The following is an 18500-nucleotide window of genomic DNA, read 5'->3' as shown; positions in this document are numbered from 1 at the left end:
GAAGGACATATGAGAACGACTTAGCTTTAAACGATACTCCGAACCCTTGAGGAGCCCGGAAACCGCAAGCCGCCGCCCACATGTCCCTTCATCTTTACCTACAATGTCAAAGAGCCGACAAAAATACCGACACTCGCATAACCCTCTCTTCCGAGAAAGCTTGGAGCATCTGGTTTTTTTTGCGACCGTAGCAACCAGACCGTAAGGCCGTTCGCTGCGGTGACACCCCTCTAGGGCCACCTCACCACACCGTCAAACGCTTTTTACAGTTTCAGGTCAGTTTTCGGAAAAATCAGGAGGGCGGCGCGCCCAGCAGGCTCATAGCCCGCCCCCTCGATCATCGGGCATTCGACTCAACCCACGTCGTGCCGCCAAGGTTCTCGACAGCATAACCGGCTCGTAAAAAATTAGCCCTGGAGATCGTCGTCGTTTCCGGCACGTACAGCTGCCTCAGTCGATCTAACGACGGGCACCCCGCCCCCGCCGAGCTTCAGACGAAAGGAACTTCACCGATCAATAATTGGAAGGCGGGAATACCCAGGGGGGTATGGAATTTGCAGCCGGCGCTGAAATCGTCTGCCCACATCACTTCCGCAGCGACCTGGCCGATGTGCGGGAGGTTGAGCCAGATGCTCGTACTACGCTTGAGCGCAGAGTATGTCTGGAGTCGTGCACCGTGGACCGAGATGTCGACCACTCTGCAAAGCGTGCGGCCGGTCTTGCCGAGCCGAACATCGAGCGAGACCGGAGCGCGCGGTGCGCTGCGTCGGCTATGGCGCTCTGCGGGTTCGAAGTCGGCGGCGAACATGGGGTCCTCGTCCTTGCGAGCCCAAATCTAGCCGTCGATCCCTAACGCCGTCTTAATAAAAGACCCCGGAATGAATTAGTATCAATCCATTCCGGGGCTTACACTTACTTGCGGAGTGTCAGACCGCCACCGAAACGCTTGTTGAAGCGCGCGACCTGACCGCCGGTGTCGAGCATCGTGCCACGGCCGCCGGTCCATGCCGGATGCGCGAGCGGATCGATCTCGAGCGTCATCACATCGCCTTCCTTACCCCAGGTGGTGCGAGTCTGGTACTTGCTGCCATCGGTCATCTGGACCGTGATTATGTGGTAATCGGGGTGCGTGTCGGCCTTCATGGGTATTCTCCGGTAGGTAGCTGGTTCCGACCAGCCTGGAAAAGGAAGGCGCGCCCGTACACGGACGCGCCCGAATTTACAAGAATGCGGGGCTAGAGCCTCGCATCACGCCTTCGGCGGGTCGGCGATCATCGCCGTGAAGTTCGCCTCGGCCACCAACTGCCCATCGACCAGCGCGCGGCCGGCGAACTTGCACACCGAACTGCGCTTCTGGACGAACGTCACTTCGAGCTTGAGCAACACGCCCGGCTCGACCGGCTTGCGGAACTTGGCCCCGTCGATCGCCATGAAATAGACCAGCTTGCCCGAGCCCGCGAGACCCAGCGACTCGACCGCGAGAATCCCCGCCGCCTGTGCCATCGCCTCGACGATCAGCACACCCGGCATGATCGGGCGTCCAGGGAAATGTCCCTGGAAGAACTGCTCGTTCATCGACACCGCCTTGATCGCGGTGATCGACGTGTCGAGGATCAAATCCTCGACACGATCGACCAACAGCAACGGATAGCGATGCGGCAACGCGGCCATGACGCGCCCGATATCGAGCGGACCCAAGCTCGTCTTGGCCGTGTCGTTCACAGTCTCGGTCATCGGTGTAACTTAACGACCCTGCGGGGTGCGGGTAGCGGCAGGCGCACGACCTGCCGGAGCCGGCGCGGCGCCCTGCTGCTGCTGGCCACCCTGCTGGTTCGGCTGCCAGTTTGCCGGCACCGCGGTGCTGACCGACGGCACGAGACGGTCGAGTTCGGTCGTGATCGCAGGCGTGATATCGGCGGTCGGCTGCGCGAACAGAGCGGCCTCGGGACGCAGCAACAGGCTGACGTTCTTGGCACGAACCGCGGCCGTCACAGCGTCGCTGAGCTTCGCCTGGATCTGCTCGATCGCGTATTGCTGCGCGCGCTGAGCGGGCTGCGTCAGACGGGCGAGTTCCTGGTTCGCCGCGGTCTCACGCGTCTGGATCGCCTGAGCCTGCGGACGCAGCGACGCGTCGGTCGCGCCGGGTGCACGCTGTGCAGTCTGGAACGCGGTGACCAGCGGCTGGAGCTCGCGAGCCACGGCCTGGCGGCGCGTCTCGGCCTGGTCGAGCTGCGCCTTGTAGGTCGTCTCGATCTGGGCGCGCGCGGCGTTCCAGGCCTTCGAGTTGGCGATCGCACCCTGCGCGTCGGCGACGGCGATGCCCGAAACCTGTGCATCGGCAGCGGTCGCGGTCATGGCGGCAGGCGCAACGAGCGCTGCGGCGAGGAGAAGCGTCTTGAACGTCGTCATCAGAACTGTGTCCCTACGTTGAAAGTAATAAGCTTGGGGTCGTCACCCTTCTGGGTGAGCAAGGCTTTGGCGAGATCGATCCGCAGCGGACCGAATGGCGAGTTCCAGTTGACACCGATACCTACCGAGAGACGCGGCTTGGCCGAATTTCCAAGGAACGTTTCCTGATAGATGTTCGGGTTGAGATACCGTGCATTGGCGGTCGTACCAGAACAGGTCGTCGCCCCAGCGGCTATCACGCCTACGGGGCAGATCGTCTGAACAGATGCTATGCCCGGCGTCGTCGCAGTCGCCGCAACCTCCGGCGTCAAGTAGAGCGGATTATTCCCGCCGTCCTTATACTGGTTTTGCAGCAACGTCGGCGAACCATCCGCGTTGAACAGCAACGCACCGGCCGCACTTTTAGCCTGATCATAATTGAATGTCGGAAGCGGCTTCTTGATACCGAACAGGCTACCGACCTGTGCGTAGATCGACGGCCTCAGACCCAGTTCGCGTGCACCGGATCCCAACGGAATCTCGATTTCCGCACGCGCAAGGTAATAGGCACGACCACCGAGCGCATCGTCCTGGATCTGATCGCGATCGGTCTGGACCGACTGCGAGCCATCGGCGGCGATCACGTAGCCGGCGCGCAACACACGGGGGCCTACGCCGCGAATGTCGAAGCCGCGGAACTGTGGCTCACCGAGATAGAAGCGATCGGTAATACGGATCGGGTCCCGACCGGGGCCTGGGCTGCTCTCGAGAGGATGGATGTACCCGCCTTCTGCGACGATCGATCCGATAAACCCGCTCCCGAGGTTCGCATATTTCGAGCCCTCGAGTCGCGTGCGCAGATATTTCACGTCGCCACCCAGCCCGGCAAAATCCTGGCTGAACGAAAAACGTGACCCTGCCGTGGGACGAAGGCGGCTGTTCAACGTATCTCGGCTGATCGAGTAGCCGACCGAGGACGTCCAACGATTACCGATCGCTTCGCACAGATATCGACCCGCCACTTCGAGGTTACACGAACCGTTTGCGTTCAGATATTGGCTGTCGAGGCTAACCTCGTCGTAGGACAAGCCATAGCGGGCCGACAGAGACCAAAATTCAGTCAGCGGCACGCCTGCACGAAGCTGGAAGCCGGTCGAGACCTGTGAATAGTTGGTCTGGCGATCGTTGCCGACATAGTTGAACGAGTTATAGTCGCGGCGGAAGATGTCGCCACCGACTGCGATGTTCTTGTCGAACAGGTACGGTTCGGTGAAGCCCAGCTCGATCGACTTCGAGTAGCTCGAATAGTTGACGCCCGCGCGCAATTCCTGGCCCTTGCCGCGGAAGTTGCGCTGCGTGATGTTCGCCTGGATGATGAAGCGCTCGAGGCTTGAATAGCCGGCCGACAGCTGCAGCTCGCCGGTGGACTTCTCTTCAAGGTTGGTTTCGAGGATCACGCGGTCGGGCGCGGAGCCCGGCAGCTGCTTGATCTCCATCTTGTCGGCGAAATAGCCCAGCGAGTTGATGCGATCCTGCGAGCGCTTGACCTGGAAGCTGTTGAACGCGTCGCCCTCGGCCAGACGGATCTCGCGACGCACGACCTTGTCCTGCGTCTGGGTGTTGCCGTTGATCTCGATCCGCTCGACATAGGTACGCTTGGCTTCGGCGATGTTAAAATTAATCCCCATCGTCAGCGTTTCGGCGTCCTTCTGGAACTCCGGGTTCACCTCGGTGAACGCGTAACCGAACAGGCCCGCCGTCTGGCTGAGATTGTCGACCGAATCCTCGACCAGCTTGGCGTTGTACCAGTCGCCCTTCTTCAGCGGCAGCGTGGCCGCCAGCTTGGTGTTGTCGAAGTCGCGGATCTGGCTGTCGACGGTGACATCACCGAACTTGTAGCGCTTGCCCTCCTCCACCACGTACGTGATGATGAAGTCCTTCTTGTCCGGCGTCAGCTCGGCAACCGCCGACGTCACGCGGAAATCGGCATAGCCCTGCGTCAGGTAGAACTGGCGGAGCTTCTGCTGATCGTAGGACAGGCGATCTTGATCGTAGCTGGTCGCCGACGACAGCAGGCGGAACAGGCGCGACTGCTTGGTCGCCATCTGGCCGCGAATCTGGTCGTCGGAGAACACCTCGTTGCCGAGGATGTTGATCTGGCGGACCTTCGACTTCGGCCCTTCGCTGATCTCGAACACCACGTCGACGCGGTTCTGGTCGAGGTTGACCATCTTCGGATCGATCACCGCGGCGAAGCGGCCCTGGCGACGATACAGCTCGATGATCCGCGCGATATCCTGGCGGACTGCGGTGCGCGTGAAGATCTGGCGCGGCGCGAGCTTGATCTCTTTCGTGATCTTGTCGCTCTTGAGCGCCTTGTTGCCCTCGATGATCACGCGATTGATGATCGGGTTCTCACGCACGCGGAGAACGATGTTGCCGTCCTCGACACCAGCGATCGAGTAATCCGCGAACAGGTCGCTGGCCTGAAGGTCCTTCAGCGCCTGATCGAGCGTCTCGGCGGTATAGGGGATGCCGACGCGCAGCTTGGTATAGCTGAGCACCGTTTCACCCTCGATGCGCTGCGATCCCTCGACGCGCAAAGTCTTTATCGTCCGCACGGATACCGGCGCGCCGACGGGCGTTACTACCGGCGGAGCGACTCGCGGCGCACCGTTACGCGTCGCCGTTCCGGCGGGCGCGGTAGAAGGCCCAGCGGAAGGCGAGGCGGCGGGTGCCGTCTGCGCAAAGGCGGGAACGCCCGACAGGATCGTTCCTGCAAGCAGCAGGGCGCCCCTACGCGCGAAATCGTAACCGTTGATCGCTGTCACCAAACCCACCTTAAAAACGTGCACATACAAGGCGCGCCCGCCCTGCCCTATCGTCGTCAGCCGATCAAGCCGGCCAAGTTCTTCCAGAGCCCGAAATTGCCGAGATCGTTGAAGGTCACGAGCAACATCAGCGCGAGGATTGCCGCAAGACCGCCACGAAACGCCCATTCCTGAACCTGCGGCTCGACCGGACGCCTGCGCAACGCTTCGATCGCATAGAAGAACAAATGGCCCCCATCCAGCATCGGCACTGGCAGCAGATTGATGAACCCTAGATTGATCGACACGAGTGCGATCAGGAAGACATAGGCGTCGAGGCCTAGCGACATCTGCTCGCCCGAGACCTTGGCGATGCTGAGCGGCCCGCCGAGTTCCTTGACCGAGCGGCGACCGGTGATGACCTGCCCCAGCGTCTCGACCATCATGGAGACGATCTCGCCGGTCCGCTTTACCGCGATGAGCGGAGCCTCGACCAGGCTGACAGGGACGATGATCGGCTTGCTGCCGGCGATGCCTAGGCGACCGATCCGATATTCGTTACCAAAGCGATCGCGCTGCAGTTCGGTACCAATGACGATGTCACGTGACAGCGTCCGGTCACCGCGAACCGCGTCGATCCGGGTCCGCTCGCCGGCGCGGATGCGGGCGTAGCGCGCCATATCGTCGAACGTCTCGACCGAGCGGCCGCCGATGCCGGTGATCCGGTCGCCCGCCTGCAGGCCTGCCGCTGCGGCGGCACTACCGGGAACGGTGCCACCGACGATCGGCGGCATCCGGATGTCGCCATAGGCAAACGCAAAGCCGGCGAGGATCAGGATCGCGACGACAAAGTTGACGACCGGGCCGGCCGCCACAACGATCGCGCGCTGCCATACCGGCTTGGACTGGAACGTGCGCTGGCGCTCTTCGGCGGGCAGCGAGAGCCACTCGGCCGAGAGTTGGCTGGCGGGGTTCATGTCGCCCGCGAACTTTACATAACCGCCGAGCGGCAGCCACCCGAACTTCCACCGCGTGCCGCGCTTGTCGGTAAAACCCGCGATCTCGTGGCCGAAGCCGATCGCGAAGGCGTCCGCCTTGATCCCGAAAATGCGCCCGGCGAGATAATGTCCCATCTCGTGCACGAACACGAGGGGGCCGATCACCACGGCGAACGACAATATGGTCAGCAGGACACCGGGTGTTTCGATCAAACCGCGTAATCCTTCACACGCTCGCCCGCCAAGATCCGCGCCTCGGCATCGATCGCCAGCACGGCATCGACGCTGTCCGGCGCGGCCGGGTCATAACACGACAATGTATGTTCGACGATTGCGGCAATTTCGAGGAAGCCAATGCGTCGTTGCAGGAATGCCTCGACCGCTACCTCGTTGGCAGCGTTGAGAATTGCGGGTCGAGCGCCACCTGCGTCGAGCGCCTCGCGGGCGAGCCGCAACGCGGGGAAGCGGACCGGATCGGGTGCCTCGAAGTCGAGTCGGCCGATCGCGACGAGGTCGAGCGGTGCCATCGGCGTCGCCATCCGGTCGGGCCAGGCAAGCGTGTGCGCGATCGGCGTTCGCATGTCGGGAGGCCCGAGCTGCGCCAGCACCGACCCGTCGACATGATCGACGAGGCTGTGGATCACCGACTGTGGATGGATGACGATCTCGATCCGGTCGTGCGGAATCGGGAACAGCCGCGCGGCCTCGATCAATTCGAGGCCCTTGTTCATGCAGGTTGCCGAATCGACCGAGATCTTCGCACCCATCGACCAGTTGGGATGCTTGACCGCTTGCTCCAGCGTCACGCCGCGCATCTGCTCCGTCGTCCAATCGCGGAACGGCCCGCCGCTGCACGTCAGGATGATCCGCCGCACACGTTCAGGCCGAGTCGCATCGAAGCACTGGAAGATCGCGTTGTGCTCGGAATCGGCAGGAAGCAACGTCGCGCCGGTCCGCTCGGCAGCGGCGAGGATCACATCGCCGGCGGAAACCAGCGGCTCCTTGTTGGCGATCACGACGGTGCCGCGCTGCTCGATCGCCGCCATCACCGGCTTCAATCCCGCACAACCGACGATCGCCCCCATCGTCCAGTCCGCGCCCGAAGACGCCGCCTCGGCGATCGCCTCGGCACCCCCGCCCGCGCGGATCCCTGTTCCGGCCAGCGCCTCACGAAGTTCGGGAAGGTACCCTTCGTCCGCTACGACGGCGAACTCGGCCTTGGTCCGGATCGCAGCCGCTGCGAGTTTCGTCACGTCGCAGTTCGCGGTTAGCGCAACGACGCGAAACCGATCGGGCTCCCGCTCGATCAGGTCGAGCGTCGAGGTACCGACCGAACCGGTAGCGCCCAAAATCGTGACGCTCTTCATGCGTTGAAATGCGGGAGCAGGACGAGGAACGCCGCGACCGGCGCGACCGGGACCAGCCCGTCGAGCCGATCCATCACGCCGCCATGACCGGGCAGAATATTCCCGCTGTCCTTCACGCCCGCCACTCTCTTCAACCAACTCTCGTAAAGATCGCCCATCTGCGCGAGCACCGCGAGCATCGGCGTCGCCAGCGTCATCCGCATCGGCAGGCCGTATTGCATATGCAGCACCGCCGCGACCGCACTCGCCAGCACGACGCCACCGATCAGCCCCGACCACGTCTTGTTCGGGCTGATCACCGGCGCCAGCTTCGGCCCGCCCAGGGTCCGCCCGGTAAAGAACGCGCCGATATCGCATGCCCACACCAGCGACAGTGCCCACAGCGTGAAGAGGATGCCCTCGTCCTGCCGCCGGATGATCATCAGCGCGAACACGGGAAGACCGCAGTAGATGATGCCCAGCGCCAGCTTTGGTTTGCGCGTCGTGATGACGACGAAGAACGCCGCCCCCACGAGCAGCCCCAGCGTGAAGAAATCATGGATCACGAGGATCAGCGACGCCGGCGCCATGAGCGCGAGCGGCACCGACAGCGCGAACTGCGTCATCCGCTTGGTCTTCGCATCGACGCCCTGTAGCATCGACCATTCCGCCATCATGAACAGCGCCGCTACCACCCCAAGCACCCAGAACGCGATCCCGCCGAGCGTCAGCGCGAGGCTCGCGACTGCGATCATGCCGACGCTGGCGACCATCCGAAGCTGGAGATTGGACGGCGTGCGCAACGCCTGATCGGGCGCCTTTTCAGGATCGGTAAGGCTCACAGACCACCGTAGCGGCGCTGACGCTGACCAAACGCCGCAACCGCATCCGCGAGCGCGGCCGCGTCGAAGTCGGGCCAGAGCGTGTCGACGAACAGGAGCTCCGCATACGCCGCCTGCCACAACAGGAAGTTCGACAAGCGCTGCTCGCCCGACGTCCGGATCATCAGATCCAGCGGTGGCAGGTCATGCGTGTCGAGTTCCGCCTCGATCGTCGCCACATCGATATCCGCCGGGTCCAGCCCGCCATCACGCGCCCGCTCCGCCAGTCGCCGCGCGGCGGTCACCAACTCGGCATGCGCGCCATAATTCAATGCGATAGCCAAGATCGGCCCGCTATTCCCCGCAGTCCGCGCAATGGCGTCATCGACCATCGCCACTAGATCGGGCGAGAAGCTGTGATAATCGCCGATCACGCGCAGCCGGACGTTCTCGCGCGCGAGTTCGTCGAGGTCGCTGCGGATGAAATGCCGCAGCAAACCCATCAGGTCGCTGACCTCCTCGGCCGGACGCCGCCAGTTCTCCGACGAGAACGCGTAAAGCGTCAGCGCCTCGATCCCCATCGCGCGCGCCGCGCGCGTCACCTTGCGTACCGCCTCGACGCCGGCCTTGTGCCCGGCGAAGCGCGGCAGGAACCGCTTCTTCGCCCAGCGGCCATTGCCGTCCATGATGATCGCGACATGACGCGGCACCGCGCCGCCCACAGGAACAGCAGCGAGCGGCGCGGCCGAGGAGGCCTGCAATCTCACTTGCCCAGGATTTCCTTTTCCTTGGCGGTCGCGGTCGCATCGAGCTCGGCGATGATGCTGTCGGTCAGCTTCTGCACTTCGGTCTCGTGACGCTTGCGCTCGTCCTCGCCGAACACACCCTTCTTTTCGTCGACCTTGAGCGAATCCATCCCGTCGCGACGGACGTTGCGGACCGCGATGCGCGCCTTCTCGGCATACTGGCCGGCCAGCTTGGCGAGCTCCTTGCGGCGCTCCTCGGTCAGGTCCGGGATCGGCAGGCGCAGCGTCTGGCCGTCGACGATCGGGTTGAGCCCGAGGCCGGCCGAACGGATCGCCTTGTCGGTCGGGCCGACGTTCGACTTGTCCCAGACCTGCACCGACAGCATCCGCGGCTCGGGCGCCGACACGGTCGCAACCTGATTCAGCGGCATCGACGACCCATACACCGTCACCATCACCGGATCGAGCAGCGCGGTCGACGCACGGCCCGTGCGCAGGCCTGCGAGATCGCTCTTCAGCGCTTCGACGGCACCCGCCATGCGGCGTTCGAGGTCGGTCTTGTCGTATGCGGCCATCTTAAAGCTCCTGCTCGTTCTGGACGATCGTCGACACGCCATCACCGGCTAGGACCGCGGCGAGATTGCCGGGTTCGCGGATGTTGAAGACGACGATCGGGATGTTGTTGTCGCGGCACAGCGCGATCGCGCTCGCGTCCATGACCTTGAGGTCGTCGGACAGCACGCGGCTGTACGTAACCGTCTCGTAGCGCACCGCGTCCGGGTGTGTCTTCGGGTCGGCGTTATAGACGCCGTCGACCGAAGTGCCCTTGAACAGCGCATCGCACTTCATCTCGGCAGCACGCAGCGCGGCGCCCGAATCGGTGGTGAAATAGGGGCTGCCGACGCCGGCGGCGAAGATCACGACGCGGCCCTTCTCCAGGTGACGCTCGGCGCGACGACGGATGAACGGCTCGCAGACCGACGCCATCGGGATCGCCGACTGGACACGCGTGTCGACGCCGATCTGCTCGAGCGCGTTCTGCACGGCGAGCGCGTTCATCACGGTCGCGAGCATGCCCATGTAATCGCCGGTCGCGCGGTCCATCCCGCGTGCCGCGCCCGCCATGCCGCGGAAGATGTTGCCACCACCGACGACGATGCAGATCTCGTAGCCCTTGGCCTTGATGTCCGCGATCTCCTGCGCGACGCGCGCGGTGACGGTCGGATCGATCGAAAGACCCGACGGCCCCATCAGGACTTCGCCCGACAGTTTCAGCAGGATACGTTTGTAGCGCGGAGGCGTCATAAATCTCGAATTGTGATTGGCGGGGCGGCGCGGACCTTAGGCGGCGAGGCCCGGGATGTGAAGCGCTGTGCGGCGCGTGCATCGAAACTCGATGGAGATCGGACGGAAAATCCTCGTTCGCGAAACTCGCGCACCAGAGAATTATCGTCATTCCCGCGGAGGCGGGAACCCGTTTGGGCTGGCGTCTCGAGAGATCACCGGCGTCGGAGTGTATGTATCCCCGCCTTCGCGAGGATGACGAGGCAGCCTGAACGGATACCTCATCGTCCTTCTCCCCTCGGGGAGAAGGTGGCCCGGTAGGGCCGGATGAGGGGGAGTGAGGTTCGAGACCTCACCACTCCCCTCACCCTTCCCACCCCAAGCGCGGCGGGCCCCTTCCCTCTCCCCGGAGGGGCGAGGGAGGAAGTCGGCTTATGCCTGGGGCACGCCCGATGCAGCAGCAACCTCGGCTGCGAAGTCGGACTGCTCCTTCTCGATGCCTTCGCCGAGCTGGAAGCGGACATAGTCCACCAGCTTGATCTCGGCGCCCGCATCCTTGCCGGCCTTGGCGACGACGTCGGAGATCTTGGTCTTGCCGTCCATCACGAACAGCTGGCTGACCAGGGCGTGCTCCTTGCGGTACTTGGCGATGCCGCCCTCGACCATCTTGGCGATGATGTCGGCAGGCTTGCCCGACTCGGCGGCCTTTTCGGTCGCGATCGCGCGCTCGCGCTCGATCTCGGACTCGTCGAGGTCTGCTTCGTTGAGCGCCTTCGGGAACGCGGCTGCGATGTGCATCGCGAGCTGCTTGCCGAGCGCCTGGAGAACCTCGTCCGAAGCCTCCGACTCAAGCGCGACGAGTACGCCGATCTTGCCGAGGCCGGGGGCCGCTGCATTGTGGATGTACGGAACGACCGCACCCTTGCTGACTTCCAGCGTGCGCGAGCGGCGCAGCGACTGGTTCTCGCCGATCGTCGCGACGTTGTTTGTCAGGACTTCCTCGACGGTCTTGCCCGATGGCATCGCCTGCGACTTCAGAGCCTCGATGTCGCCGCCCGTTGCGAGCGCGATCTGCGTGACGTCACGGACGAACGACTGGAACTGGTCGTTCTTCGCGACGAAATCGGTCTCCGAATTGACTTCGACCGCGGCGCCCTTGGTGCCCGACACGGCGACGCCGACCAGACCCTCGGCCGCGGTGCGGCTGGACTTCTTGGCGGCGGCTGCGAGCCCCTTGGTGCGCAGCCAATCCATCGCCTGCTCCATGTCGCCGGCGTTCTCGCTCAGCGCCTTCTTGCAATCCATCATGCCCGCGCCGCTCTTCTCGCGCAGATCCTTGACCATCGCTGCCGTGATATCGGCCATGTCTCTAATCCTTTTTAGGTCTGAATATGGTTGCGGGCGAGGCAGAGCTTTCGCCCTACCCCGCCCGCATGACGGTTCGGCGACGACGCTTATGCGTCGATCTGGCGCTCACCCTCGGCTGCCAGCTCGGCAGCAATGTCGGCGTTCGCCGCAGCCTCGGTCGTGTCGGCAGATGCCTCGACGACGGGGTCTGCGCTCAACGCCTCTTCCTTCGGCGGCTCGATCATCGCGCCGATGTCGGCACCGGTGCGGCGCTGCTGCTCCTGGCCGCCGCGCGTCGCTGCGATCGCGATCGCCTCGCAGTACAGGCGGATGGCGCGGGCTGCGTCGTCGTTCGCGGGAACCGGGAAGGCGATGCCGTCCGGCGACACGTTCGAATCGAGGATCGCGACGACGGGAATACCCAGCGTGTTGGCTTCCTTGATCGCCAGCTCTTCCTTGTTCGCGTCGATCACGAACATCACGTCGGGAATGCCGCCCATGTCACGGATGCCGCCGAGCGAAAGCTCGAGCTTGTCCTTCTCGCGGGTGAGTTGAAGGACTTCCTTCTTGGTCAGGCCGACGGTGTCGCCCGACAGCATTTCCTCAAGCGTCTTGAGACGCTTGATCGAACCCGAGATGGTCTTCCAGTTGGTGAGCATGCCGCCCAGCCAGCGATGGTTGACGAAGTGCTGGCCCGAACGACGCGCTGCGTCTGCGACGGGCTCCTGCGCCTGGCGCTTGGTGCCGACGAACAGGACCTTGCCACCACCGGCAACCGCCGACGAGACGAACTCAAGCGCGCGCGCGAACAGCGGCACGGTCTGCGAAAGGTCGAGGATGTGGACGCCGTTACGATCACCGAAGATGTAAGGCTTCATCTTGGGGTTCCACCGATGAGTCTGGTGGCCGAAATGCGCGCCCGTTTCGATGAGCTGCTGCATGGAGACGACTGGAGCCGCCATAGGGATATATCCTTCCGGTTGTGCCTCTGGGAAGCGGATGACGTCGTGGCCGAATGACCGTGACGCACCGGGCTATGATGCCTCCCATGCGGGGTTAGAGGCGCGGCCCTTAGCGTGGCTCTATTCGAAAAGCAATCGCGCAAGCCCACTTGACTCAAGGAACGCAATGAGAACATAAAGGGCTCAGACGGGAACAGATGTTCGACTCGGCGCGGAATCACCCCGGCATGACGGGATTCGAAATGCGACGAGTGGAACGATGTTTCTGACCAAGTGTTTGCGGATATTAGGAATTTGTTCGCAACTCATAGGAAGGCGGACGTGATGTTGGTTCTGAGCTTCATGGTTTTTGCTGGTGCATTCGCGGTCGCGGGCATGATGATCGTCTCGTCGATCGCGCCGCAGTGGGATCGTATCGTCCGCCTCGCGATGGGCAACGTCGAGCCCGCGTTCCAGCCACTCCGCACACTGGCCGTTGCGGAGCGCCGGATTGCAGTCAGGCGCTGGGCTTCGACGTCGGCTCCGGTGCCCGCCCGCCGCTGGAACGCTGCCGCCTGATCTTTGCGTAACCCGCGATGCTGAACGGCATCGAGAGCAGGTACAGCACGCAGATGATGCTGAGCGTATGCCACGGCGCGCTCACGATGGCGGCGCCGAGCAGCACGACGAGCGCGATGGCCTCGAACCGGATGTTACTACGGAGCTTGACCGAACTCCACGAATAGGTGGCGATACTCGACACCATCAGCAGTGCGACGAACGCGACCCAGGGCGCGACGAAATACGGCGACGCGAACTTGGGTTCATCGGTCCAGAACCAGAAGAACATCGGCATGAGCGCTAAGCCAGCACCTGCCGGAGCCGGAACGCCGGTTAGAAAACCCGCGGACTTGTGCGGTTGGTGGCTCTCGTCGATCTTGGCGTTGAAGCGCGCGAGACGCAGCGCGCAGAACACGGCGAGGATCAGCGAGCAGATCCAGCCGACACGCGGCAACGCCGTCAGCGACCAGAGATAGACGATCAACGCAGGCGCGACGCCGAACGAGATAGCGTCGGACAGCGAATCGAGCTCGGCACCGAACCGGCTTTCGCCGTGCAGCATCCGGGCGATCCGACCATCGAGGCCGTCGAGCACGCCCGCAACCATGATCATCGCGACGGCGCTTTCCCACTGCCCGCCGATCGCGAACCGGACGCCGCTCAGGCCCGAACACAGGGCTAGCGCGGTAACGGCGTTGGGAGCGACGGCGCGCAGCGGGAGGCCGCGTGGTGCCCGACGTGTGCGACCGAACCTCCCCCGGCCCCGCTCTTCGATCGGATCGGTCGAACCGTCGCGGTCCATCACTGCGCGATACCACCGACCGGAACGCCACCGACGCGACCGAGCACGGTCTCACCCGCGATGCTACGCTGACCGAGGCACACCTGTGGCACGACATGATCGGGCAGGTATACGTCGACTCGGCTACCGAACCGGATCAGGCCGATGCGCTGGCCGACCGCGACCATGTCGCCGGCCTTCACGAAGCCGAGGATGCGGCGCGCGACCAGGCCGGCAATCTGGGTGAAGCCGATCCGCATGCCGTGGCGATCTTCAACGACAAAATGCTGGCGCTCGTTCTCGTCGCTCGCCTTGTCGAGGTCGGCGTTGAGAAACTTGCCTGAGATATAGACCACCTGGCGGATCGTGCCCGCGATCGGCGTGCGATTGATGTGCACGTCGAACACCGACATGAAGATCGACACGCGCACCAGCGGCGCATCGCCGAGGCCGTTATCGCCGGCGAGCTCGCGCGGGATCGGCACGCGCTGGATCATCGTGATCAGCCCGTCCGCAGGCGCGACGATCAGGCCTTCGCCTTGTGGGGTGGTGCGGATCGGATCGCGGAAGAACGTCGCGACCCAGATCACGACGCCGACCATCGGCCAGAACAGCACGTGGCTGAGAATCGTCAGCAGCAGCGTGATGCCGGTCGCGATCGCGACGTATTTGTGGCCCTCCGGATGGACTGCGGGAAATCGCCATTTGACCGTGGAGGTCGTGACGGGCGGCTTGTCGAGCGATGCCATAACCCGCGGGTCTATCCGTGCACGACGCGCGATACAACGATGAACCGGCTTTTCCTTGTAGGACCAGTGGTTGGCGAACGGTTGATCGCTGCGGCATGCTCCCCTAGACGCTCCTCAAACCCCTCCCCCGAAGGACGCGCACATGGCGAAGATCAAGGTAAAGAATCCGATCGTGGAGATCGATGGCGACGAGATGACCCGGATCATCTGGGAATGGATCCGCGAGCGCCTGATCAAGCCGTATCTCGACATCCAGCTCGATTATTACGATCTCGGCGTCGAGCATCGCGACGCGACCGACGATCAAGTCACGATCGACAGCGCGCTCGCCACGCAGAAGCACGGCGTCGCGGTGAAGTGCGCGACGATCACCCCCGACGAGCAGCGCGTCACCGAGTTCGGCCTGAAGAAGATGTGGAAGTCGCCCAACGGCACGATCCGCAACATCCTCGGCGGCACCATCTTCCGCGAGCCGATCGTGATCAAGAACGTCCCGCGCCTGATCCCGGGCTGGACGCACCCGATCGTCGTCGGCCGTCACGCATTCGGCGACCAGTACCGCGCGACCGACTATCTGGTCCCGGGTCCGGGCAAGCTGCGCCTCGTCTTCGAAGGCGACGACGGCACGGTTATCGACCGCGAGGTATTCCAGTTCCCGTCGGCCGGCGTCGCGATGGCGATGTACAACCTCGACGACTCGATCCGCGATTTCGCACGCGCGTCGATGCACTACGGCCTCAACCTGAAGTGGCCGGTGTACCTGTCGACCAAGAACACGATCCTCAAGGCCTATGACGGCCGCTTCAAGGACCTGTTCGCCGAGGTGTTCGAGGCCGAGTTCAAGGACAAGTTCAAGGAAGCCGGCATCGTCTACGAGCATCGCCTGATCGACGACATGGTGGCCTCTGCACTGAAGTGGAACGGCGAGTTCGTCTGGGCCTGCAAGAACTATGACGGCGACGTTCAGTCGGATCAGGTCGCACAGGGCTTCGGGTCGCTCGGCCTGATGACCTCGATCCTGCTGACCCCGGACGGCAAGACCGTCGAGGCCGAGGCGGCGCACGGCACCGTCACGCGCCACTTCCGCATGCACGAGCAGGGCAAAGCAACCTCGACCAACCCGATCGCGTCGATCTTCGCGTGGACCGGTGGCCTCAAGTATCGCGGCAAGTTCGACGACACGCCCGACGTGACGAAGTTCGCCGAGACGCTCGAGCGCGTCTGCATCCAGACGGTCGAGAACGGCCACATGACCAAGGATCTCGCGATCCTGATCGGCCCCGACCAGCCCTGGATGACCACCGAGCAGTTCTTCGAACAGGTCCGCTCGAACCTCGAGACCGAAATGGCCAACTGGGCCTGATCTGACGACCGGGCGGTGCAATACCGCCCGGTCCGTTCATTCCGATCCGACGCGTACGCTGCGGTTGACGCCGGCGGCGCGGAGATACTGGAAATAGACGGCGCAGCCGACCAGATGCGCCGTGAACGGTATGCGTGAAGGTTTCCAGAACTCGACCCGGGTCCACGCGAGCCACAGGAAAAGCCCGGTCAGAGCGAATGCGATAATCGACAACAGGATCGATGAGAAATTGGTACCGACGCCCAGCGTCAACGGTCCCGCCCCGCGATAGCCGACAAGGTACAGCGCGATGATCGTCAGCCACGTCGCGCCCCAGCCTGGGCTTGTGAGGATCGCAGACGTCAAAAGCATCCCCGGACCGTCGATGCTCGTGCCCCGCCCTCCGCATAATAGAGATGGCCGTGGTACATGATCAGCGGGATCAGCGCGCAGGCCAGCGCGAGCCCGACGATCCATAGCGTCCATGCCCGTTTCGGTGTTCGCATGTGCATGGCGTTTCGCCCCTCTACGACACAAACAGCCTAGCCGCCTCGCCGCAAGGCTGGTCTAAGCGTAGCATGGCATTACGGCTCGACAATCAAGGTTTCAGTGACGCGCTCGTCATTCTCGGCGCGGCGGGCCTCGTCATTCCCGCGTTCGCGCGGTTCCGGGTCAGCCCCGTCATCGGTTTCATTCTGGTCGGCCTGCTGGTCGGTCCCGCGGGCCTGGGCTCGCTCACCGGCTCCGCGCCGTGGTTGTATTACCTGACCATCTCCAACCCGGAATCGATCGAACCGTTCGCCGAGTTCGGGATCATCCTGCTGTTGTTTTCGATCGGCCTCGAACTCTCGTTCAAGCGGTTATGGTCGATGAAGCGACTGGTGTTCGGCACCGGCGCCGCCGAACTGATCGGCTCGGCGCTGATCATCGGCACGGCGCTGCACTTCATCGGCCAGGAATGGGCGGGCGCGATGGGGCTCGGGTTCGCGCTCGCGCTCTCCTCGACAGCATTAGTCCTGCCACTTGTGGGCACGACGGGTGCGGTCGGGCGTGGTGCCTTCGCTATGCTGTTGTTCGAGGATCTGGCGCTTGTCCCCATCATCTTCGTGCTTGGTGCACTGGCCCCAACTGCGAGTGCAGACGGCTGGTCGAACATCGCCGGCGTGGCGCTGCGCGGCGGCTTGACCGTCATCGCGATGTATATCGGCGGGCGGGTCGTCCTCCCCCGGCTGTTCGGACAGGCTGCGCGGACCAAGAGCCCTGAGCTGTTTCTCGCCGCGTCGCTGCTGGTGGTGATCGTCGCGAGCGTCGCGACAACGGCCGCCGGGCTGTCGCCGATCGTCGGCGCGCTGCTCGCGGGACTGCTGATCGCCGAGACCGAATATCACAGCGAGGTCGAGGTCATCACCGCGCCGTTCAAGGGCCTAGCGCTCGGCGTGTTCCTGATCACCGTGGGCATGAGCCTCGACCTCCGGCTGATCGCGCAAAACTGGCCATCGCTGCTACTCGCGGTGTCGGGCGTGGTGGCGACCAAGGCGATCGTCACGTTCCTGTTCCTGCGGGTTGCCAATTCGCGGCGCGGGGTCGCGGCCGAGACAGGCTTGCTGATGGGTAGCCCTTCCGAGACGACGCTGATCGTGCTTGCGACGGCCGCGCAGGCGCAGTTGATCCTGCCGTCGACCGCCGCTTTCTGGCAGACCGTCACTGCGATCGGGCTGACGATCACGCCGCTGCTGGCAAAGCTCGGCCGCACCGTCTCGCGTCAACTCGAAAGCCGGTCGGGTGCCGATGCCGGCGATATAGAGATCGACGACGAGGGCCCTGGTACCGTAGTGATCGGCTTTGGTCGGGTCGGACGGATGGTCGCCGACATGCTCGCGGTTCACGGGCAGAAGTACGTCGCGGTCGAGGCGGATATCGACTCGGTCGAAGCAGCGCGAGCGCAGGGACATCCGGTGCTGTTCGGCGACGTGGCACGCGCGGAATTGGTCGACAGGCTGAAGCTGCATACCGCCAAGGCGTTGATCCTGACGATGGACGATCCGGTGCTGACGGTACGCCTGGCGAGGCGGGTGCGGGCTTTGGCCCCGGACCTGCCGATCGTGGCGCGTGCGCGAGATACGGCGCATGCAGCCGAGCTGTACCGCGCAGGCGTCACCGACGCGGTGCCGGAAACGCTGGAGAGTTCGCTGCAACTGGCCGAGGCGGTGCTGGTCGATCTCGGCGTGGCGATGGGCCCCGTCATCGCCTCGATCCACGAGAAGCGCGACGAGCTTCGGCAGGAGATCAAGGCGGCGGCTGACATGCTGGTCGAACCGCGGATCAGAAAAGCCAAGCGGACGCCCCGCGCGGCATGAGTGCCGCGTCGGGAGTCGCTTGAAGACCG

20 protein-coding genes are annotated in these 18500 nt (G+C 63.8%); 3 read left to right on the top strand and 17 right to left on the bottom strand.

Going from position 1 to position 18500, the window contains the following annotated elements; all coding sequences use genetic code 11:
* Nucleotides 1-490: 490 nt before the first annotated feature.
* The 13 genes from C8J25_RS13050 to rpsB all read right to left on the bottom strand — a co-directional run bounded on the left by C8J25_RS13050 (nt 491) and on the right by rpsB (nt 12702).
* On the bottom strand, nt 491-808 hold the full coding sequence (locus C8J25_RS13050; RefSeq protein ID WP_107954789.1) for a PilZ domain-containing protein: 318 nt from the start codon (nt 806-808) through the stop codon (nt 491-493).
* A 104-nt stretch (nt 809-912) separates the two neighbouring features.
* A complete protein-coding gene (gene rpmE / locus C8J25_RS13045; protein ID WP_107954788.1) occupies nt 913-1143 on the bottom strand; it encodes a 50S ribosomal protein L31 in 231 nt (76 codons plus the stop codon).
* Between the two features lie 105 nt (nt 1144-1248).
* Nucleotides 1249-1734 (bottom strand): 3-hydroxyacyl-ACP dehydratase FabZ, encoded by a 486-nt coding sequence (gene fabZ, locus C8J25_RS13040; protein ID WP_107954787.1) that lies wholly within the window; start codon nt 1732-1734, stop codon nt 1249-1251.
* A 9-nt stretch (nt 1735-1743) separates the two neighbouring features.
* Entirely contained in the window at nt 1744-2409 is a 666-nt protein-coding gene (locus tag C8J25_RS13035; RefSeq protein ID WP_056066013.1) for an OmpH family outer membrane protein, read from the bottom strand.
* Nucleotides 2409-5222, bottom strand: a complete 2814-nt coding sequence (bamA, locus tag C8J25_RS13030; RefSeq protein ID WP_244187073.1) for an outer membrane protein assembly factor BamA — start codon at nt 5220-5222, stop codon at nt 2409-2411. The genes C8J25_RS13035 and bamA overlap by 1 nt, the downstream gene beginning before the upstream one ends.
* Nucleotides 5223-5275: 53 nt before the next feature.
* Nucleotides 5276-6409, bottom strand: a complete 1134-nt coding sequence (locus C8J25_RS13025) for a M50 family metallopeptidase (RefSeq protein ID WP_107954826.1) — start codon at nt 6407-6409, stop codon at nt 5276-5278.
* Complete coding sequence (locus C8J25_RS13020; protein ID WP_107954785.1) at nt 6406-7563, bottom strand: 1-deoxy-D-xylulose-5-phosphate reductoisomerase; 1158 nt, start codon at nt 7561-7563, stop codon at nt 6406-6408. The genes C8J25_RS13025 and C8J25_RS13020 overlap by 4 nt, the downstream gene beginning before the upstream one ends.
* On the bottom strand, nt 7560-8315 hold the full coding sequence (locus C8J25_RS13015) for a phosphatidate cytidylyltransferase (protein ID WP_107954825.1): 756 nt from the start codon (nt 8313-8315) through the stop codon (nt 7560-7562). Before C8J25_RS13015 ends, C8J25_RS13020 begins: the two co-directional genes overlap by 4 nt.
* Nucleotides 8316-8380: 65 nt before the next feature.
* Complete coding sequence (locus tag C8J25_RS13010; RefSeq protein WP_208622603.1) at nt 8381-9124, bottom strand: isoprenyl transferase; 744 nt, start codon at nt 9122-9124, stop codon at nt 8381-8383.
* Nucleotides 9125-9126: 2 nt separating this feature from the next.
* Nucleotides 9127-9684 (bottom strand): ribosome recycling factor, encoded by a 558-nt coding sequence (frr, locus tag C8J25_RS13005; RefSeq protein WP_056055952.1) that lies wholly within the window; start codon nt 9682-9684, stop codon nt 9127-9129.
* A gap of 1 nt (nt 9685) precedes the next feature.
* Nucleotides 9686-10414 carry a UMP kinase gene (gene pyrH / locus C8J25_RS13000; protein WP_107954783.1) on the bottom strand — a complete coding sequence of 243 codons (729 nt, stop codon included), beginning with the start codon at nt 10412-10414 and terminating at the stop codon, nt 9686-9688.
* 411 nt (nt 10415-10825) lie between these two features.
* Nucleotides 10826-11758: a translation elongation factor Ts gene (gene tsf, locus C8J25_RS12995; RefSeq protein WP_056055945.1), complete on the bottom strand. Its 933-nt coding sequence runs from the start codon at nt 11756-11758 to the stop codon at nt 10826-10828.
* 89 nt (nt 11759-11847) lie between these two features.
* The gene (gene rpsB, locus C8J25_RS12990; protein WP_107954782.1) at nt 11848-12702 is read right to left on the bottom strand and encodes a 30S ribosomal protein S2; all 855 of its coding nucleotides are present in this window, start codon (nt 12700-12702) and stop codon (nt 11848-11850) included.
* A 324-nt stretch (nt 12703-13026) separates the two neighbouring features.
* Between rpsB and C8J25_RS12985 the strand changes: the two genes are divergently transcribed.
* Nucleotides 13027-13260 carry a hypothetical protein gene (locus C8J25_RS12985; protein ID WP_056489532.1) on the top strand — a complete coding sequence of 78 codons (234 nt, stop codon included), beginning with the start codon at nt 13027-13029 and terminating at the stop codon, nt 13258-13260.
* On the opposite strand, the gene C8J25_RS12980 is transcribed toward C8J25_RS12985, so the two are convergent.
* Together C8J25_RS12980 and C8J25_RS12975 are read right to left on the bottom strand one after the other, a co-directional pair.
* Complete coding sequence (locus C8J25_RS12980; protein ID WP_107954781.1) at nt 13199-14044, bottom strand: CDP-alcohol phosphatidyltransferase family protein; 846 nt, start codon at nt 14042-14044, stop codon at nt 13199-13201. The two genes, C8J25_RS12985 and C8J25_RS12980, sit on opposite strands and share 62 nt — an antisense overlap.
* Entirely contained in the window at nt 14044-14772 is a 729-nt protein-coding gene (locus C8J25_RS12975) for a phosphatidylserine decarboxylase (RefSeq protein ID WP_107954780.1), read from the bottom strand. Before C8J25_RS12975 ends, C8J25_RS12980 begins: the two co-directional genes overlap by 1 nt.
* Nucleotides 14773-14914: 142 nt before the next feature.
* Between C8J25_RS12975 and C8J25_RS12970 the strand changes: the two genes are divergently transcribed.
* Nucleotides 14915-16135: an NADP-dependent isocitrate dehydrogenase gene (locus tag C8J25_RS12970; protein ID WP_107954779.1), complete on the top strand. Its 1221-nt coding sequence runs from the start codon at nt 14915-14917 to the stop codon at nt 16133-16135.
* 36 nt (nt 16136-16171) lie between these two features.
* Here the strand turns inward: C8J25_RS12970 and C8J25_RS12965 are convergent, their stop codons facing one another.
* The gene (locus tag C8J25_RS12965) at nt 16172-16486 is read right to left on the bottom strand and encodes a hypothetical protein (protein ID WP_107954778.1); all 315 of its coding nucleotides are present in this window, start codon (nt 16484-16486) and stop codon (nt 16172-16174) included.
* Nucleotides 16477-16620 (bottom strand): hypothetical protein, encoded by a 144-nt coding sequence (locus C8J25_RS20765; RefSeq protein ID WP_167397718.1) that lies wholly within the window; start codon nt 16618-16620, stop codon nt 16477-16479. Before C8J25_RS20765 ends, C8J25_RS12965 begins: the two co-directional genes overlap by 10 nt.
* A gap of 72 nt (nt 16621-16692) precedes the next feature.
* Here C8J25_RS20765 and C8J25_RS12960 point away from each other — a divergent pair, with 72 nt between their 5' ends.
* The gene (locus tag C8J25_RS12960) at nt 16693-18471 is read left to right on the top strand and encodes a cation:proton antiporter domain-containing protein (protein WP_107954777.1); all 1779 of its coding nucleotides are present in this window, start codon (nt 16693-16695) and stop codon (nt 18469-18471) included.
* The last annotated feature ends 29 nt before the right edge of the window (nt 18472-18500 follow it).

The organism is Sphingomonas faeni, assembly GCF_003053745.1.
Classification (GTDB): domain Bacteria; phylum Pseudomonadota; class Alphaproteobacteria; order Sphingomonadales; family Sphingomonadaceae; genus Sphingomonas; species Sphingomonas faeni.
This window is presented reverse-complemented; position numbering and strand designations above follow the sequence as displayed.

Excerpts from the sequence above, each read along its gene's own strand:
- C8J25_RS20765 (WP_167397718.1), bottom strand. The coding sequence starts at position 16,620 with ATGCGAACACCGAAACGGGCATGGACGCTATGGATCGTCGGGCTCGCG.
- pyrH (WP_107954783.1), bottom strand. The coding sequence starts at position 10,414 with ATGACGCCTCCGCGCTACAAACGTATCCTGCTGAAACTGTCGGGCGAA.
- C8J25_RS12965 (WP_107954778.1), bottom strand. The coding sequence starts at position 16,486 with ATGCTTTTGACGTCTGCGATCCTCACAAGCCCAGGCTGGGGCGCGACG.
- C8J25_RS13015 (WP_107954825.1), bottom strand. The coding sequence starts at position 8,315 with ATGGTCGCCAGCGTCGGCATGATCGCAGTCGCGAGCCTCGCGCTGACG.
- rpsB (WP_107954782.1), bottom strand. The coding sequence starts at position 12,702 with ATGGCGGCTCCAGTCGTCTCCATGCAGCAGCTCATCGAAACGGGCGCG.
- C8J25_RS13050 (WP_107954789.1), bottom strand. The coding sequence starts at position 808 with ATGTTCGCCGCCGACTTCGAACCCGCAGAGCGCCATAGCCGACGCAGC.
- rpmE (WP_107954788.1), bottom strand. The coding sequence starts at position 1,143 with ATGAAGGCCGACACGCACCCCGATTACCACATAATCACGGTCCAGATG.
- C8J25_RS12980 (WP_107954781.1), bottom strand. The coding sequence starts at position 14,044 with ATGGACCGCGACGGTTCGACCGATCCGATCGAAGAGCGGGGCCGGGGG.
- C8J25_RS12960 (WP_107954777.1), top strand. The coding sequence starts at position 16,693 with ATGGCATTACGGCTCGACAATCAAGGTTTCAGTGACGCGCTCGTCATT.
- C8J25_RS13020 (WP_107954785.1), bottom strand. The coding sequence starts at position 7,563 with ATGAAGAGCGTCACGATTTTGGGCGCTACCGGTTCGGTCGGTACCTCG.
- fabZ (WP_107954787.1), bottom strand. The coding sequence starts at position 1,734 with ATGACCGAGACTGTGAACGACACGGCCAAGACGAGCTTGGGTCCGCTC.
- tsf (WP_056055945.1), bottom strand. The coding sequence starts at position 11,758 with ATGGCCGATATCACGGCAGCGATGGTCAAGGATCTGCGCGAGAAGAGC.
- C8J25_RS12975 (WP_107954780.1), bottom strand. The coding sequence starts at position 14,772 with ATGGCATCGCTCGACAAGCCGCCCGTCACGACCTCCACGGTCAAATGG.
- C8J25_RS12985 (WP_056489532.1), top strand. The coding sequence starts at position 13,027 with ATGTTGGTTCTGAGCTTCATGGTTTTTGCTGGTGCATTCGCGGTCGCG.
- C8J25_RS13035 (WP_056066013.1), bottom strand. The coding sequence starts at position 2,409 with ATGACGACGTTCAAGACGCTTCTCCTCGCCGCAGCGCTCGTTGCGCCT.
- C8J25_RS12970 (WP_107954779.1), top strand. The coding sequence starts at position 14,915 with ATGGCGAAGATCAAGGTAAAGAATCCGATCGTGGAGATCGATGGCGAC.
- frr (WP_056055952.1), bottom strand. The coding sequence starts at position 9,684 with ATGGCCGCATACGACAAGACCGACCTCGAACGCCGCATGGCGGGTGCC.